We start from the raw sequence: 17880 nt of genomic DNA, 5'->3' as shown, positions 1-17880 counted from the left end.
TCTGTGGAAGAAAATAATAAAAAGACAGTAGATGATAAATTTTCTAAGGTTAAGAAAAGATTTGGTAATGGAAAATTTAAGATTGAATTATATAAAGAAAAATCAAAGATAAATAGAGAAATTGATGATATTCAAGAAAAGAAGAGTAAAATCTTTTTAGAAATGGGAATGTTGACTTATCAAAAAATTAGAGAAAATTCTATTGATGATGAGTGTTTTGATAAATTCTGTGATGAGTTATTAGAACTTGATAAGATAATTTATGAAAAAAATATGGAAATTAATGATATGGAAATTGCAGAAAGCAATGTAACTTGTGAATGTGGCTATATTGGAAATATAAATGACAAATATTGCGCTGAATGTGGTAAAAAATTTGAATTAGATAATGATTGCGATAATTTTATAGTTTGTGGTTATTGTGAAAGTGAAGTAGATTCGGAATCTGAGTTTTGTCCATGTTGTGGTAGAAAAATTATTATGGATTTAGAGTAATATTGGGGAACCTATGTATTGTATACATGGGTTTTTTTATTGAAATCATTTGTATCTATATAGAAATGAAAATAAAAACCAAAAAAATGAAATAAATTTTCTTAAAACTGTGAAATATAAGGAAATACTTGGAATAAATCTATAAAAAATAGAATTAATAAAAAAATATGAAAAAATATTGCAAAGAAAAAGTTTTCATGTTATTATTAATACATAAATTAAGAAAATAAATTTCAGAAATGAGGTAATCGAAAAAATGCTAGATAAGGTAAAGGGAAGACTAATAGTATCATGCCAAGCTTTAGAAAATGAGCCTCTTCACAGTTCTTTTATAATGGGTAGAATGGCTAAAGCTGCTCAAGAAGGCGGAGCAGTTGGCATTAGAGCACAAGGAGTTGATGATATTATTGAAATAAAAAAAGTTACTGGACTTCCTGTTATAGGTATTATAAAGAGAAATTACGAAGATTCAGATATATATATAACACCAACTAAAAAAGAAGTAGATGAGCTTTTAGCAACAGGATGTGAGATGATAGCACTGGATGCTACTAATAGAGTTAGACCAAACAATGAAGATTTAAAAGAAATTATAAATTATATAAAAGAAAATAATGTTTTAGTAATGGCTGATATTTCAAATTATGATGAAGCTGTTAAGGCGCAAAAATACGGTGTAGACTGCGTTTCAACTACATTATCTGGATACACTCCATATACAGAAATTTTAGATGGTCCAGATTTTGTATTGATGGAAAGATTGGTTAAAGATTTAAAAATACCTGTAATAGCAGAAGGAAAAGTAAATACTCCTCAAGATTTAAAGAAAGTCTTTGAAATTGGAGTTCATTCATCAGTTGTAGGTTCAGCAATAACAAGACCACAATTGATAACAGAAAAATTTGTTAAAGCAATTGAAATTAATTAAAAATTAATTATATTTAACTATATTTGAAAATTAAAATTGGAGGTAAAGATATGAGAACAACAGATATGAAAGGAATTTATTCAGCATTATTAGTTTCATTTGATAAGGAAGGAAATATAAACGAAAAAGGGTTAAGACAAATAATTAGACATAATATAGATGTTTGTAAAATAGATGGTCTTTATGTAGGAGGAAGTACAGGAGAAAACTTCATGCTTTCAACTGATGAAAAGAAAAAAATATTTGAAATAGCTAAGGACGAAGTAAAAGAAGAAATAAAGTTAATAGCTCAAGTTGGTTCAGTTAATTTAAAAGAAGCTGTAGAGCTTGCTAAATTTACAACTGATTTAGGATATGATGCTATAAGTGCTGTTACACCTTTTTATTATAAATTCGATTTTGAAGAAATAAAACATTATTACAATACAATAATAAATTCTGTAGACAATAGATTAATAATATACTCTATACCATTTTTAACTGGTGTTGATATGAGTTTAGATCAATTTGGAGAATTATTTGAAAATGAAAAAATAATAGGTGTTAAGTTTACAGCAGCAGATTTCTACTTATTAGAAAGAATGAGAAAAACATTCCCAAATAAATTAATATTTGCAGGATTTGATGAAATGATGTTACCAGCTACAGTTTTAGGTGTAGATGGGGCAATTGGTTCTACATTTAATGTAAACGGTATCAGAGCTAGACAAATATTTGAACTAACGAAGAGTGAAAAAATATCAGAAGCACTTGAAGTACAACATGTGACAAATGATTTAATAACAGATATATTAGGAAATGGTCTATATCAAACAATTAAATTACTACTTGAAGAACAAGGCGTTGAAGCTGGATACTGTAGACAACCTATGAAAGAAGCAACTGATGAAATGAAATCAAGAGCGAAAGAAATATACAGAAAGTATTTTTAATAAAAATACTTTTAGTATGGGAGGATTGGTCAAATGGTAGGATTTACTTGGATAGATTTTGCAATACTAGTAGTTTACTTATTGGCAGTTTTATTTGCAGGATTGTTATTTTCAAAGAAGGAAATGAAAGGAAAAGAGTTCTTCAAAGGTGATGGAACTATTCCATGGTGGGTTACATCAGTATCAATATTTGCCACATTATTAAGCCCAATATCATTTTTATCACTAGCAGGTAATTCTTATGGTGGAACATGGATTTTATGGTTTGCACAATTAGGTATGTTTATAGCTATACCTTTAACAATAAAATTCTTCTTACCTTTATACAGTAGATTAGAGATAGATACTGCATATGAATACTTAGAAATGAGATATGAAAGTAAAGGACTTAGAGTACTTGGAGCTTTAATGTTTATAATATACCAAATAGGACGTATGTCTATAATAATGTATCTACCATCAGTAGTTTTAGCAGGTCTTACAGGAATACCTGTAAATGTGTTAATAATAGTTATGGGGGTAATAGCAATAATTTATTCATATACAGGTGGATTAAAAGCTGTTTTATGGACTGACTTTATACAAGGCATGGTACTAATAGTAGGTGTTACAGGTACGCTATTTTATTTAATATCAAGTATAAATGGCGGATTTGGAACAGTGATGGATACTCTTACAAGTGGGCATAAGTTCTTAGCAACAAATGAAGTTATGTTTGATAAAAACATACTATCTACAAGTGCATTTATAATATTTGTTGGAGCTGGTCTTAATACTTTTTCATCATATGTATCAAGTCAAGATATAGTTCAAAGATTTACTACAACAACTGATATAAAACAACTTAACAAAATGACATATGGAAATGGTGTTTTATCAATGGGACTTGCAACAGTATTTTATCTAATTGGAACTTGTTTATTTATATACTATACTCAAAACCCAGATTTAGCACAAACAGTTCAACAAGACCAAGTATTTGCATCATATATAGCTTATGAATTACCAGTAGGTATAACAGGAATACTACTTGCAGCAATATATGCAGCATCTCAGTCAACTTTATCAACAGGGCTTAATTCAGTTGCTACAAGCTGGACTTTAGATATACAAACTATTATAACAAAAGATATGAGTATGGAAAGACAAACTAAAGTTGCACAATATATATCATTAGGAGTAGGTATACTTTCTATAGTTGTTGCAATAATCTTAGCAAATGGAGAAATAAAGTCAGCATATGAATGGTTCAATAGTTTTATGGGGCTAGTTCTAGGAGTTTTAGCAGGAATATTTGTACTTGGTGCGTTTTGTAAAAGAGCAACTAAAATGGGAGCATATATTGGATTTGCAGTATCAGCAATTTTAGTTGTTTATCTAAAATATAGAATGCCAGAAGTAACTTCTTGGGCTTATTCTCTAATAACAATAACTACTTCTGTAGTAGTAGGAACAGTATTTAGTGCAATAGAATCTAAAGTTAAAGCAAAAGTATCTTTACCAAAAGCTGAAACTACAGTTTATTATGAAAAATAATATAGAATTTAAATAAGAAATTATCCTATAGAGTGGCTAGATTAGAGTGATTAGATATATAAATAATCTAGCTACTCTATAAGAATGTATAAAGAACTGTATATGTAAAAAACCTGAAAGTAGAATATACTTAAAATTATATAGGGAGATAGTGATTATGATATTTGGAAGTATAAATCATAGTAAGACATATTCAACATTACACGAAGACTTACTTAAGTGTTTTGAATATGCTAAAGAAAATTCATTGATAGATTACGAAAAAGGGACTCATACAATAGATGGTGATGATATCTTTGTAAATATTGTTGAGTATAAAACTTGTGAAAAAGAAGAAAGATTCTGGGAAGCTCATAAGAAATATATAGATGTACACTTGATGCTAGATGGATGCGAAAGAATAGATTTGAATTTTATAGAAAATTTAGAGCAAAAGACATATGAAGAAGATAGTGACTTTTTGCCTCTTGATGGGAAAAACAATGGCTATGTTGAACTTAGAAAAGGTGATTTCTTAGTATGTTATCCAGAAGATGCACATATGACAGCAATAAAAGTTTCAGAAAAAGAAAATATAAAAAAAGCTATTTTTAAGGTTTTGGTTAGATAATGAAAATTTATATAACTACTAAGGCTGAAAATAGTGATTTAACTTTCAGCGATTAGTGATATTTCGTAAATTTTAGTTAGATTACTATTTTCAGCCTTAGTTTTTTATAAGAAAGTTTAAATAGATATTAAAAGGTTTAGAATTGTATAGAGGAGTTAATTTATGGATAAAATAGATGTATTTTTATTAATAGGACAAAGTAATGCGAGAGGCTTAGGAAATCCAAAAGACAGTGTTATTCCAAATGAGAATTGTTTTGAATACTTAAGTAGCAACGAGATTGTAAACATGAGATGTGAATTAGAGACTTCTGAAGGAGATGGTACTATAGCACCTGCATTTTCAAATGAGTGGAATAGACTTACTGGTAATAAAGTTTGTTTTATACACAATGCAAAGGATGGGTCAAGAATAAAAAATTGGAATTATGATAATAACTGGTTTTTAAATGACACTATAGAAAAATTTAATGCAGGGTGTAATACTTTAAGCAAGAATTATAAAATAACAAATAAATATGTTATTTGGATTCAAGGTGAAAGTGATGCAAAGTATGGTAGTGATGTTTTATACTATAAAGAGAGTCTAAAAAAAATTGCATATAGACTAAAGGAAGAATGTATCATTGATAAAATGTTTGTTAGTTTAACTGGTTATTGGCTTGGAGAAGATGAATATTTTGTTAGAACAAGACGAATTGCAGCAGCACAAGAATTTGCTTGTAATGAATGTGACATATTAAGCATAGGAAGCAAAATTGCTATGAAATTTCATGACCAAGGTCTAACTATTGATGATGTACATTATAGTCAAGAAGGTCTTAATATGTTGGGAGAAGATTTATGTAAGAATATTTATAAATATCATATAACTGAGAAAAAAATTATATTAAAGGATACCATAGATTTATCAGAAGCGAGAAAATATATCTGTGAGTTGGAAAAAATAAATAAAAAATTCATGTAATATAAAATTTTAATTAGTAATATTGGTTATAAAAATAATTTGTATGGAGATATGTTATGAAAAATTACGTTTGTATAGATATTGGAGGTACTTCAATAAAATATGGATTTATTAGAGAAGATGGGTTAATAATCGATAAATCCAGTTTAGATACTGAAGCAAAAGAAAAAGGTGGACCAGGAATATTATCTAAAATAAAGAAAATAGTTAAAAAATATATGAAAGAAAACAATATTGATGGGATATGTATATCAACTGCAGGTATGGTTGACCCAATTGAAGGTAGGATAGTATTTGCGTTAGAAGAATTAATTCCAAACTATAAAGGTATGGAATTAAAGAAAGAGATAGAAAAAGAATTTAATATAAAATGTGAAGTTGAAAATGATGTTAATTGTGCTGGCCTTGGTGAAATGTGGCTTGGAGCAGGTAAGGGAGCAACTTCTTCTATATGTATGACAATAGGTACTGGTATTGGTGGTTGTGTTATAATAAATAATAAGCTTATAAATGGATTTAGTAATAGTGCTGGTGAAGTAGGATATATGAATATGAATGGAAGTACTTTCCAAGAACTAGCATCAACTAGTAGTTTGGTAAAAAAATTAGCAAAAATAAAAAATATGGATGAAAATGACCTAAATGGGAAAATAATTTTTGATTTAGCAAAGAATAATGACGAAGATTGTTTAAAAGAATTGGATAATATGATAAAATCATTAGCAATTGGTATTGCAAATATATGTTATGTAATAAATCCTGAAGTTGTAATTTTAGGTGGTGGAATAATGGCACAAGAAGAATTTCTAAAACCTAAAATAGATAGAGCATTAAAGGAGATTCTTATAGAAAGAGTTTATAAAAATACTAATGTAGAATTTGCAAAGAGACAAAATGATGCAGGTATGCTTGGGGCATTGTATAATTTTTTAAACAAAATATAGAGAATAGAAGGTTTTTTAATGAGTATTTTAGAACAATTGGAATCACCAACTTTTAAAGTTACAAAGTCAGATAAATTATTGATAGCTTATATAAAGGAAAATATAGAGGATGTATTTTATAAACCAATATCACAAATTGCTAAAGAGAGTAATATTGGTGAAGCAACTATAACTAGATTTGTTAAAAAAATGAAGTTTAATGGGTTGCAAGACTTTAAAGTTACTTTAGCGCAAGAAATATCAAGTAGTAATAAAAAAAATATTATAAATAAGAATATACAAAATGATGAGCCAGCTTTAGATACAGCCAAGAAACTTTTAAACTCAAATATAACTACTTTAGAGAATACTGTTGAGATAATCAATAGTGTAGATGTTCATGACTGTGCAAGACTTATAATAAATGCTAAAAAGGTTTACTTTATTGGTATTGGATATTCAGGTATAATAGCACAAGATTCAAACTATAAGTTTATGAGAATTGGGCTTAATTGTGTAAGTTTTGATAGTAGTCATACTATGATAATGATGTCTTCTATAATGGAAGAAGGAGATTTAATAGTTGCAATTTCTCATTCTGGGGAAACTGAAGAAATTATAAAAACTGTAAAACTTGCGAGAGCTAATAATGCTAAAATTATATCTATTACTGAAAATAAAAATTCTGAATTAAAGGATATTTCAGATGTGCACTTATCTTATGTATCTGGGGAAACTGTATTGGAAACTGGTTCAATATCCTCTAAATTGGCACAATTTTTTATTATTGATTTAGTATATACACAGGTAGTAAAAGAGCTTTCAAATGAAGCTATTGAAAGAAAAATCAAGACTACAAATGCTATAAAACTGTTTAAAAATGAATAAAATCAGATATTTGTAATACTTTATGTGGTTTTCTTAAAAATTTAGTAATGGGGAGATTTTACATGTCTAAATTAAAAGACTATGATATTGACAAAGTAATACTTTTTAATAATTTATGTAGTGAAACTAAGAATCAACTTAAGGAAAAAGCTAAACTAAAAAGATTACAAAGAAAAGAAATTTTATTTTATGAAAAAGAACAATTGGACAGAGTATACGTACTTTTAGATGGAAAAGTATCTATTTTTAAGATAAGCGAAAATGGTGAGAGAAAGGTGATTTTTATATTAAATAATGGAGAAATTATAAATGACATTACCTTTGATTTTACGAAGAATTCTGCTGTTGGATGTGAGGCATTTGAAAATTCAATTGTGTCTTATTATAGCATTGAAGAATTTACAGAAATTATGAAAAATGATTTTCAGCTTACAAAAGATATTATTTCTTATATGGAGAGAAGGACAAGACGTTTATATAGACAGTTAAAAAATTCAATATCTATAAAAGTAGATAAGAAATTAGCAGCAAAATTGTATAGATTAAGTAAAGAGTTTGGAATTTATTGTGGAGAATGGACCTTATTAAATGTAAATCTTACAGTTACATATTTAGCTGATATGCTTGGCTGTAAAAGAGAGACAGTTTCTAGAATGATAAAAGTATTGCAAAAAGAAGAACTTATAAAGATTGATAATAAAGGTTTTTATGTAAAAGAAGCCGAACTATCAAAATACTTTAAAAATAATTAATTATAATTAAATAAAGATATTATTAAGAGAATCTATCCATAGATTCTTTTTTATTTATCTAAAATGATAATATTTGCCTTAAGTTTATTGAAACAGCTTAATTCTGATAGTATAATTAATTTAATATGAACAGTAAATATACAGATGTTGACACAGCTTCTATACTCAGAAAGGGATGTATCAAAATGAAAAATAAAAAATTCATAGGTTATGCTTTAGGTTTGATTTTTATATGTGTATTTGTGATGTTTTCTCTTTGGGATTTTACCTATAATGTTAATTCATTAGTAGAAAAAAGTAAAAAGATGCATTTAGAAGAGTTGTCATTGCAAAGTTCAAATACTATAAATGTTAAGCTTAACTCACTAACAAAGTTTATAAATAGTATTTCTAAAATTATTTCAGAGTCAGAGGGTATGAAGAAAGAAGATATAATGAAATTGCTAAATGATGTATCAAAGGAATCTGATTTTGAAAAAATCTATATTGCATATCCAGATGGTACAGCCTATACAGGTGATGGAAAGGTCTATAATATATCACAACATAGCTATTTTAAGAAAGCAATGAAAGGGGAAAGCAATATTTCAGAAATCATAAAATCATCTGTTAACAATGAAAATAGTTTTATAGTAGCGTCTCCTATGTACAAAAATGGTAAAGTGATAGGGGTTCTGTATGGTTCTTATTATACAAGTAAATTAAGTGAATTTATAGATGTGACTAGTTTTAATGGAGAAGGAAGTACATATATATTTGAAAAATCAGGAAATCTTGTCTTAAAATCTACTCCAGGAGAAACTGATGACACCATAAATAATGTTAGCGATTTTTTTGATTTTATTTATGTTAGAGAAGATTACAGTTATAAAAACTTTATTGAAGATATATCAAATAAGAAAAGTGGATTTTTAGAATATAAATTCAAAGGAAAAGAGGAATATGCCACGTATACTCCAGTTGGTATAAATGATTGGTATGTATTGTCTTTTATTCCAAAGACTTTGATAGTGAAAGAGATTTCTAAGATAAACAAACTTGCAATTATATTAACAACTAAAAACTTCATAGCACTTTCAATTTTGATTTTAATTGTATTTTATAAAGAGAAAAAATCCAAAGAAAAGCTTGTAAAAGCAAATCTAGAGATATCTTCACTCACTAACAATATACCAGGAGGTGTTTTTAAATGTAGTGTAGGTGAAAAATATGAATTTGTGTTTTTAAGTGATGGATTTATTAACCTGTTTGAATATACTAAAGAAGAGATAAAATCCATGTTTAATAATAATTTTTATGATGTAATTTATAAAGATGATGTAGATAGAGTGAAAAATGAATTTGCACTTCAAATATTAGAATCAAAAGTAGTTGAAATAGAGTATCGAATGATTACTAAGAGTGGGAATTTTGTGTGGGTTGTAAATAAGTGTGAGCTTATAAAAGATTCTGATGGAAAAGAGTATTTCTACTGTGTGTTGGTTGATATAACAGATTTAAAAAAAGTAGAAGAAGAACTTAAGATTAATGAAGAAAGGCTTAGAATAGCCTTATCCAAGACTTCTAACATAGTATTTGACTATTATATGCATACAAAATCTATACATGTCTCTAGTGATGTCTCTTTAATATATGGATTACAAAAAAATATTGAAAATGGCATAGAATATTTTATAGATTCTGGGATAATACATCCTGACTTTGTTGATGTGTTTAAAGAATCTTTTAATAAAATGGAAAAAGGTGAAGAAAGTGTAGTATCTGTAATAAAAACAAGACTAGTCAATGGAAAATATATATGGAATAGAATGACTCTAACGAATCTATTTAATGGAGCAGAAATTCCAATTAGAGCGATAGGTCTACTAGAAGACATAAATGAGCAAAAAAAAGCTGAAATGCAATATAATCAAGAAGAGCAATATAGAAAAGCTATGTTGTCTGAAGCAATTGCTATATATGAAATTAATTTTTCTCAAGATAAATTTATATCAAGTAATATAAAGCCTGATAACAATTTAGGCTTAAGACCTGCTGGAAAATATTCTGAAGTAATGGAGGCTATTGTTGACGATATAGTTTTTATTTCAGATAGGGAAAACTTTAAAAAAGTATTTTATTATGAAAATGTCTTAGATTCATATAATAAGGGAGTAAATGAGTTAAAGTTAGAGTATCGAAGATATGACATTAATGGTAAGATTTTATGGGAACTTTGTACAATGCATTTACTTAAAGACCCCCAAAGCAATCAACTTAAAGGATTTGCGTACATTAAAGATATAGACAAACAGAAAAAAGAAGAGATTGAGCTTAAATTTAAAGCTGAACGTGATATATTAACAGGAATTTATAATAAAGGTACAACTGAAACTCTAATAAAGAGATTTTTGAGTTTAGACAGAGTTAAAGAAAGTAGTCATGCATTTTTTATTATTGATTTAGACGATTTCAAAGCTATTAACGATAATTTAGGGCATGTCTTTGGTGATAAAGTATTAGTTGAAGTATCAAAAAAATTAACTTCTATTTTTAGAGAGGATGATATAATTGGACGTATTGGTGGAGATGAGTTTGTAGTTTTCATAAAAAATATGAAGAATATAAAATTTATTGAAAACAAAGCGATTGAGCTATGTAATGCATTTAGAAATTATTATACTGGAGAAAATAAGTCATATAAAGTTTCTTGTAGTATTGGAATATCTATTATGCCAAATCATGGAACAACTTTTATTGAATTATATGAAAAAGCAGATAAAGCTCTTTATCATTCAAAAAATCAAGGAAAAGATAGATTTATTATATTTAATGACTCTATTTAAAGTTTAAATGCAAATGGAGGGCTTAAATTTTTAATATAAAGAATATTAAGTTGAATAAGAATATTTTAACTATCTTGATATGATTTAGTTATAAATGGAGGCATATTATGAATGTAAAATATAGATTTACTATTACTATGGTTATTTTTTTACTTATATTAAATACATCATTTGTTTTAGCCACTTCTGAGAAAGAAAAAGTAAGGGTTGGATATTGGCCTAGTTATGGAATTTCTGTTACAAAAGATGGTCAGTTATATGGATATACATATGATTATATGAATGAAATCGCTAAAATAAATAATTGGAAATTAGAATATATACCTTGTGGATGGAGTCAAGGTCTAGAAATGCTTAAAGAGGGAAAAATTGATATATTTGGAGCATTGCAAAAGGATGAAGAACGTGAAGAATACTATGATTATACAAATTTAAATTTTGGATATGAATATGGAGCATTGTATGTGAACTCCAAAAACAATACAATATCTTATAATAATCTAAAAGAGATTGATGGAAAAGTAGTAGGTACAGTTTCAGATAATCATTTTAAAAGTGTATTTGATGAATACTGTAAAAAAAATAAAATATCTGTAAAATATAAGTACATAGAAGGTGCAGAAGAACTTCAAAAGGAACTTGAAAAAGGAACCATTGATATGATACTTACAGGAAGCATTAGAGATATACCAAATACAAAGGTAGTATTACGTTTTTCATCAGAGCCTATCTATTATGCAACAACTAAGGGAAACAAAAAAATACTAGATGGTTTGAATTATGCATTAAATGAGATTAAGCGAGAAGATATATATTATGATGGTAATTTATTTAATAAACATTATAAGAGTACTGCAATAGCTAAAGAAGTATTTACTTTGGAGGAAAAAGAATATATAAAGAAACATCCTGTAATAAAAGTTGTATCAGGTCCTGATACGTCACCACTATCTTTTTTTGATAAAAATACAAATTCCTACAAAGGTATATCAATAGATATATTAAAATCAATTTCAAATAACTCAGGTTTAAAGTTTGAGTATATAAAGGTAGATAATTTTTCAGAGGGTTTAAAAATGGTTGAAAATGGTGAGGTAGATATTTGTGCAAATATGTTTATGTCACGGAGTACTGAGTTAGAGCATAATATTATATTTACTGATGGCTACCTTGAAACTACCATGTTAGGTTTGGCAAAAAATGATATTAGAATGGATGAAAAAACTAAGGTAGCAATGATTAAATGGACAGGGATAGAATCATTCGTAAAAGAATATTATCCAAATCAAGAAGTAAGTTTTTATCCAAATGCTAGTAAATGTATTGAAGCTGTCAAGAAAGAAGAAAGTGATGTATTTATAGGAAGCAACTATATCCTAAATAATATAATTAATACTGAAGAATCTGATGGGCTTATGTTTATGCCAATAAAAAATCAAGTCGTGGATATTGGAATAGGGGTTTCTGAAAAAGCAAATCCTGCATTATTGTCAATACTCAATAAATCCATCAATAGAGTTACAGAAGAAGAGGTTGCAATTGCAGTTACAGGCAGTACGAAGTACTTAGAGCATACAGTTACTCTATTAGATTTTATACAGCATAATATTATGGCATTTATTTTGATAATATTATTTATTATATTTATAGTTTTTGGAATATTTATTGTAAATTATAAGGTACAAATGAATAAATTAAAAAAGATAGCATATGTTGATGAAGTAACAGGTATAAGAAGTCTATTGAAATTTAAAATTGATGCTAATAAGCTTTTTGAAAAATATGGAACGTATAACTTTGTTATATATTATATTAACATAGATAAATTTAAATATATAAATGATATGTTTGGTTTTGAATTTGGAGACAATATTTTAAAATATATAGCAAGAAAAATAGGTGAAAGTATTTTTAAGGATGAAATATATGCAAGATTATCAGACGATAGATTTATTGTAATGACTAAAAAAAGTAATATAGAAAATTTAAGAAAAAGAGCAAATGATTTTTTTGAGATTGTGAATAGTGATAAAGAAAATACATTTAAAATAGATATAATACTTAAATGTGGAGCGTATTTAATTGATAAAGATGATGTAAATATTGATGTAATGATTGATAGAGCTAAGATAGCTTGTCAAACAATAGAAACCAATTATAAGAGTAAAGTTGCTTTTTATGATGATAAAATAAGGCTTTCTATACTTCGTGAAAAAGAAATTGAAAATAATATGGATAATGCACTTTTAAATAAAGAGTTTGTAGTTTATTTGCAACCTAAAATTAACCTTATAACAGATGAGATTGTAGGTTCAGAGGCTCTTGTTCGTTGGATTCATCCAATTAAGGGAACTATATCGCCTAATGATTTTATTCCACTATTTGAGAAAAATGGATTTATAGAAAAACTTGATTTGTATGTTTGGGATAATGTCTTTAGTACAATGTCAAAATGGATAAAAAATGGAATAAAGCCACCACCAATTTCTATAAATGTATCAAGAATTCATTTAAATAATAGAAATATAGTAACTAGTTTAAAATCTTTAATCAATAAGCATAATATACCAGCGCATCTAATAGAACTTGAGTTAACAGAAAGTTTATTTTTGTCAAATATAAGCATGCTTTTAGATATTTTAAATGATTTGCATGATATTGGATTTATTGTATCTATGGATGATTTTGGAAGTGGATATTCTTCACTTAGTCTTTTAAAAAAATTACCAATTGATGTATTGAAGATTGATAGAGAATTTTTAAATGAGACAATTACATCTACACGTGGAGAAAAAGTTATAAAGAATATAATTACATTAGGTAAGGATTTAGATATGCTAATTGTAGCTGAAGGAATAGAAACTGAAGGTCAATTAAATTTATTAAAAAATGCAGGCTGTAATATTGGACAAGGATTTTACTTTGCAAGACCTATGGATATAGAATCATTTGAAAAGCTTGTATTTAAAAGAACAGATTTTTAATTTAAAGTTATAAATAATAAAGAAATATTACTAGAGTTTAATAAACTCTAGTAATATTTTTTTTATTATTTTTAAAACTGTGATAATTATCACAGAAGTATCTAAAATAAAGTGTTAAGATTTAAACAAGATAATAAGTAAGCAAAACTAAAATATAAGAAAGGTGATAAAAATGAAATTAAAATTAGATTCATCCAAATTCAATGAAGGTCTGAATTTCCTAAAAAAAGACTACAAAATATTTGCACCAGTCATAATGCCATTTAAAGGTACTTTTTCAGATACGGACATGATAAGATACAAGGAAGTAAATACTTTTGAAGAAATGGAATTTGCTCAAAAATCAAACTTTTCACCAAAAGAAGTAGTGCTTCCTATTAATCAAGTCTTATTTTACTTTACTGAAAAAGAATTTAAGGAAAGCGATTTAGACAATAAAAAGATTTTAATTTTTCTAAGAGCTTGTGACATAAATGGAATAAAGAGACTCGATGAAATATATTTAAATAATGGAGAAGAAAAAGATTATTTTTATAAACATATTAGAGAAAAAATAAAATTTGCACTTGTAGGATGTAAAGAGAGTTTTAGAAATTGTTTTTGTGTAAGTATGGATTCTAATAAAACTGATAACTATTCACTTGGATTGAATATAGAAGGAGAAACATTGTACTTAGACATAAAAGACAATGAATTTGAAGTATTTAATGGAGAGCCATCAGAATTTGATGTTAGTCATGTAACAGAAAATTTAATTTCTATAGATATACCAGAAAATATTGATTCTAATGAGATAATAGGAAATCCAATATGGGATGAATATGACACAAGATGTATTGGATGTGGAAGATGTAATTTTGTATGTCCAACATGCTCATGCTTTACAATGCAGGATATTTTTTATAAGGAAAATGAAAATGTAGGTGAAAGAAGAAGAGTTTGGGCTTCATGTCAAGTAGATGGATATACAGACATAGCAGGTGGAAATTCTTTCAGAAAAAAACAAGGAGAAAGAATGAGATTTAAAACTATGCATAAAATAAATGATTTCAAAAAAAGATTTGGATATAACATGTGTGTTGGATGTGGAAGATGTGATGATGCATGTCCACAATATATATCATTTTCAAAATGTATAGAAAAAATAAATGATTTAGTAACTAGTAAGGAGGAGATATAAATGAACTCATATATACCAGTAAGTGCAAAAATACTAGACATAGTTAAACATACTGATAAAGAATGGACATTCAAAGTGAATTGTGATACAAAAGGGGTTCTGCCTGGAAAATTCTATGAAATATCTATACCTAAATATGGTGAAAGTCCAATATCAGTATCAGGATATGGAGAAGATTATATTGATTTTACAATAAGAAATGTAGGTAAAGTTACTAGTGAATTATTCAATTACAAAGAAGGAGATTCGTTTTTTATAAGAGGACCTTATGGAAATGGATTTGATGTATCTTTATATGAAGGAAGAGAAATCGTAGTAGTAGCAGGAGGAAGTGCATTAGCTCCTGTAAGAGGAATAGTTGAATATTTTTATAATAATAAAGATAAGTGTGAAAAGTTTAAATTAATAGTTGGATTTAAATCACCAAAAGATGTTCTATTTGCAGAGGACTTAAAAAGATGGAGTGAAAAATTGGATATTTTAGTTACTGTGGATGGAGCTGATGAGGGTTATAGTGGAAATGTAGGATTAGTAACAAAATATATTCCAGATTTAGATATAAAAGATATAAATAATACTTCTGCAATTGTAGTTGGACCTCCAATGATGATGAAATTTACAGTAGGAGAGTTTTTAAAAAGAGATTTAGACGAAAAAAATATTTGGGTTTCTTATGAAAGAAAAATGTGTTGTGGAATAGGAAAATGTGGACACTGTAAGATGGATGATATTTATATATGTTTAGATGGACCAGTATTTGATTATTCATATGCTAAAAATCTTATTGATTAGGGGGTGGAGTTTGTGATAAGAGATTTAAATACTAAAAAAGTAATGAAAAATGCTTATAGAATTACAAAAACAAAATATAAAACTTCTTTAAGAGTTAGAGTGCCAGGAGGTCTTATTGACCCTGAAAGTTTAATCACAGTTTCTAGGATTGCAAATGAATATGGTAATGGTCAGATACACATAACTACAAGACAGGGATTTGAAATCTTAGGAATAGATATGGAAGATATGGAAGAAATAAATAATATCATACAACCTGTTATTGAAAAGATGAATATAAATCAAAGTGAGAAAAATGCAGGTTATCCAGCAGCAGGTACGAGAAACATAGCTGCATGTATAGGTAATAAAGTCTGTCCAAAAGCGCAGTATAATACAACTGAATTTGCAAAAAAAATAGAAAAAGCAATTTTTCCAAATGACTTACATTTTAAAGTGGCATTGACTGGATGTCCGAATGACTGTATAAAAGCTAGAATGAATGACTTTGGAATTATAGGAATGACCTTACCACTATATGAAAAAGATAGATGTGTGAATTGTGGAGCGTGTGTAAAAAAATGCTCAAAACTATCTGTTGGAGCATTAAAAACAGAAAATAATAAAGTAGTAAGAGATGGAGATAAATGCATAGGTTGTGGAGAATGTGTACTAAATTGCCCAACAAATGCATGGACTAGAGATGAAAAAAAATACTATAGATTAGCTATAATGGGTAGAACAGGTAAGAAAAATCCAAGACTAGCAGAAGATTTTCTTTTATGGGCAGATGAAGACAACATAATAAAAATAATACTTAATACTTACAAATATGTAGAGCAATATATAGATAAAGATGCACCAGGAGGGAAAGAGCATATAGGATATATAATTGACAGGACTGGATTCATGGAATTTAAAAAATGGGCACTTGAAGGTGTACAATTTGAAGAAATAACTAAAGTACATGAAAATATATACTGGAGTGGTGTTAAATATCTATAAGTAATAAAAAAATATATTTAAATAAATTATAAATTTAATAGAAGGAAGAGGGAATTATGCATAAAGAAACTTTGGATAAATTAACTAACGCAGCTATAAATAAAATAAATTTATTAAATACAAGTAAGATAAAATATTTAGTGTCTTCTGCTTTTGCAGGACTTTATGTAGGTATCGGTATACTTTTGATATTTACTATTGGAGGGATTTTGACAGATGCAGGTTCTCCTATGACAAAGATAATGATGGGGTTATCGTTTGCAGTAGCACTTAGTTTAGTTGTAATGACAGGAACAGAGCTGTTTACTGGAAATAATATGGTAATGTCTGTAGGTATGCTAAATAAAGGGGTAAGTATAAAAGATACTTCTAAAATATGGATATACAGTTGGGTAGGAAATTTAATAGGAGCTTTAATTTTAGGTATAATGTTTGTAGGAACTGGTTTAGTAGATAAAGGTCCTGTAGCAGAATTTTTTGCAAACACAGCAGCAGCCAAGGCATCTATGCCATTTATGTCTCTTTTCTTTAGAGGAGTTTTGTGTAATATCTTAGTTTGTGTCTCAGTTTTATGTTCATTTAGAACTAACAATGATAGTGCAAAAATAATTATGATATTCCTATGTTTATTTGCTTTCATAACAACAGGGTTTGAACATAGTGTAGCGAATATGACAATCTATAGTGTTTCATTATTTTCTCCAACAATTCAAACAGTTAGTATTGGAGGAGCTATTTATAATTTAGTAGCAGTAACACTTGGAAACATTGTTGGAGGAGCTTTATTTATGGGACTTGGTACTTACATACTAGGTAAAGAAAAAATTAAACAAGTTTGCTAGATAAATCTTACAACGCCCTCAATAAGTACAAATATTGTATTATTGAGAGCGTTGTTTTTAATTTTAAAAAAATATTTGAAAGAAAAAACGTATGCTGGCATATGAATATATATGTTATATATGATTATAAAGTTCGTTAATATATGAATTAAAATTAGAATTATAAATAGAAAAATTAGAATCCTCACGTAGAAAAGACGATTTTGAATACGATAATAAGTGTGATAAAATTGACTTTGTTGA

Annotated in this window: 15 protein-coding genes; all 15 read left to right on the top strand. The window is 27.4% G+C overall.

What is annotated here, in order from left to right:
* Positions 1 to 3 precede the first annotated feature (3 nt).
* The 15 genes from IC214_RS19200 to IC214_RS19130 all read left to right on the top strand — a co-directional run bounded on the left by IC214_RS19200 (position 4) and on the right by IC214_RS19130 (position 17637).
* A complete protein-coding gene (locus tag IC214_RS19200; protein ID WP_227434928.1) occupies positions 4 to 495 on the top strand; it encodes a zinc ribbon domain-containing protein in 492 nt (163 codons plus the stop codon).
* A 256-nt stretch (positions 496 to 751) separates the two neighbouring features.
* Positions 752 to 1423 carry an N-acetylmannosamine-6-phosphate 2-epimerase gene (locus IC214_RS19195; RefSeq protein WP_227855256.1) on the top strand — a complete coding sequence of 224 codons (672 nt, stop codon included), beginning with the start codon at positions 752 to 754 and terminating at the stop codon, positions 1421 to 1423.
* Between the two features lie 50 nt (positions 1424 to 1473).
* Positions 1474 to 2355 (top strand): N-acetylneuraminate lyase, encoded by an 882-nt coding sequence (locus IC214_RS19190; protein ID WP_413926681.1) that lies wholly within the window; start codon positions 1474 to 1476, stop codon positions 2353 to 2355.
* 33 nt (positions 2356 to 2388) lie between these two features.
* Positions 2389 to 3891 carry a sodium:solute symporter gene (locus IC214_RS19185; protein WP_227434925.1) on the top strand — a complete coding sequence of 501 codons (1503 nt, stop codon included), beginning with the start codon at positions 2389 to 2391 and terminating at the stop codon, positions 3889 to 3891.
* A gap of 157 nt (positions 3892 to 4048) precedes the next feature.
* On the top strand, positions 4049 to 4501 hold the full coding sequence (locus IC214_RS19180) for a YhcH/YjgK/YiaL family protein (protein WP_227434923.1): 453 nt from the start codon (positions 4049 to 4051) through the stop codon (positions 4499 to 4501).
* Positions 4502 to 4663: 162 nt separating this feature from the next.
* Positions 4664 to 5467 carry a sialate O-acetylesterase gene (locus IC214_RS19175; protein ID WP_227866909.1) on the top strand — a complete coding sequence of 268 codons (804 nt, stop codon included), beginning with the start codon at positions 4664 to 4666 and terminating at the stop codon, positions 5465 to 5467.
* Between the two features lie 56 nt (positions 5468 to 5523).
* Positions 5524 to 6411, top strand: a complete 888-nt coding sequence (locus IC214_RS19170; protein WP_227434920.1) for an ROK family protein — start codon at positions 5524 to 5526, stop codon at positions 6409 to 6411.
* Between the two features lie 18 nt (positions 6412 to 6429).
* Positions 6430 to 7278, top strand: a complete 849-nt coding sequence (locus tag IC214_RS19165) for a MurR/RpiR family transcriptional regulator (protein ID WP_227482491.1) — start codon at positions 6430 to 6432, stop codon at positions 7276 to 7278.
* A gap of 62 nt (positions 7279 to 7340) precedes the next feature.
* Positions 7341 to 8030, top strand: a complete 690-nt coding sequence (locus tag IC214_RS19160; RefSeq protein WP_227434918.1) for a Crp/Fnr family transcriptional regulator — start codon at positions 7341 to 7343, stop codon at positions 8028 to 8030.
* Positions 8031 to 8215: 185 nt separating this feature from the next.
* Positions 8216 to 10855, top strand: coding sequence for a diguanylate cyclase domain-containing protein (locus tag IC214_RS19155; protein WP_227434916.1), 2640 nt, complete (start codon positions 8216 to 8218; stop codon positions 10853 to 10855).
* A 107-nt stretch (positions 10856 to 10962) separates the two neighbouring features.
* On the top strand, positions 10963 to 13839 hold the full coding sequence (locus IC214_RS19150) for an EAL domain-containing protein (RefSeq protein WP_227866908.1): 2877 nt from the start codon (positions 10963 to 10965) through the stop codon (positions 13837 to 13839).
* Positions 13840 to 14011: 172 nt separating this feature from the next.
* A complete protein-coding gene (gene asrA / locus IC214_RS19145) occupies positions 14012 to 15019 on the top strand; it encodes an anaerobic sulfite reductase subunit AsrA (RefSeq protein ID WP_227434906.1) in 1008 nt (335 codons plus the stop codon).
* The gene (gene asrB, locus IC214_RS19140; RefSeq protein WP_227866907.1) at positions 15020 to 15811 is read left to right on the top strand and encodes an anaerobic sulfite reductase subunit AsrB; all 792 of its coding nucleotides are present in this window, start codon (positions 15020 to 15022) and stop codon (positions 15809 to 15811) included.
* 12 nt (positions 15812 to 15823) lie between these two features.
* Positions 15824 to 16795: a sulfite reductase subunit C gene (asrC, locus tag IC214_RS19135; protein ID WP_227434903.1), complete on the top strand. Its 972-nt coding sequence runs from the start codon at positions 15824 to 15826 to the stop codon at positions 16793 to 16795.
* Between the two features lie 56 nt (positions 16796 to 16851).
* Positions 16852 to 17637 (top strand): formate/nitrite transporter family protein, encoded by a 786-nt coding sequence (locus IC214_RS19130; protein ID WP_227434902.1) that lies wholly within the window; start codon positions 16852 to 16854, stop codon positions 17635 to 17637.
* The last annotated feature ends 243 nt before the right edge of the window (positions 17638 to 17880 follow it).

The organism is Clostridioides sp. ES-S-0190-01 (assembly GCF_020658275.1).
In the GTDB taxonomy this organism is placed as follows: Bacteria; Bacillota; Clostridia; order Peptostreptococcales; family Peptostreptococcaceae; genus Clostridioides.
Note: the sequence above shows the minus strand (reverse complement) of the source record. Positions and strands in the feature narration are given on the sequence as shown.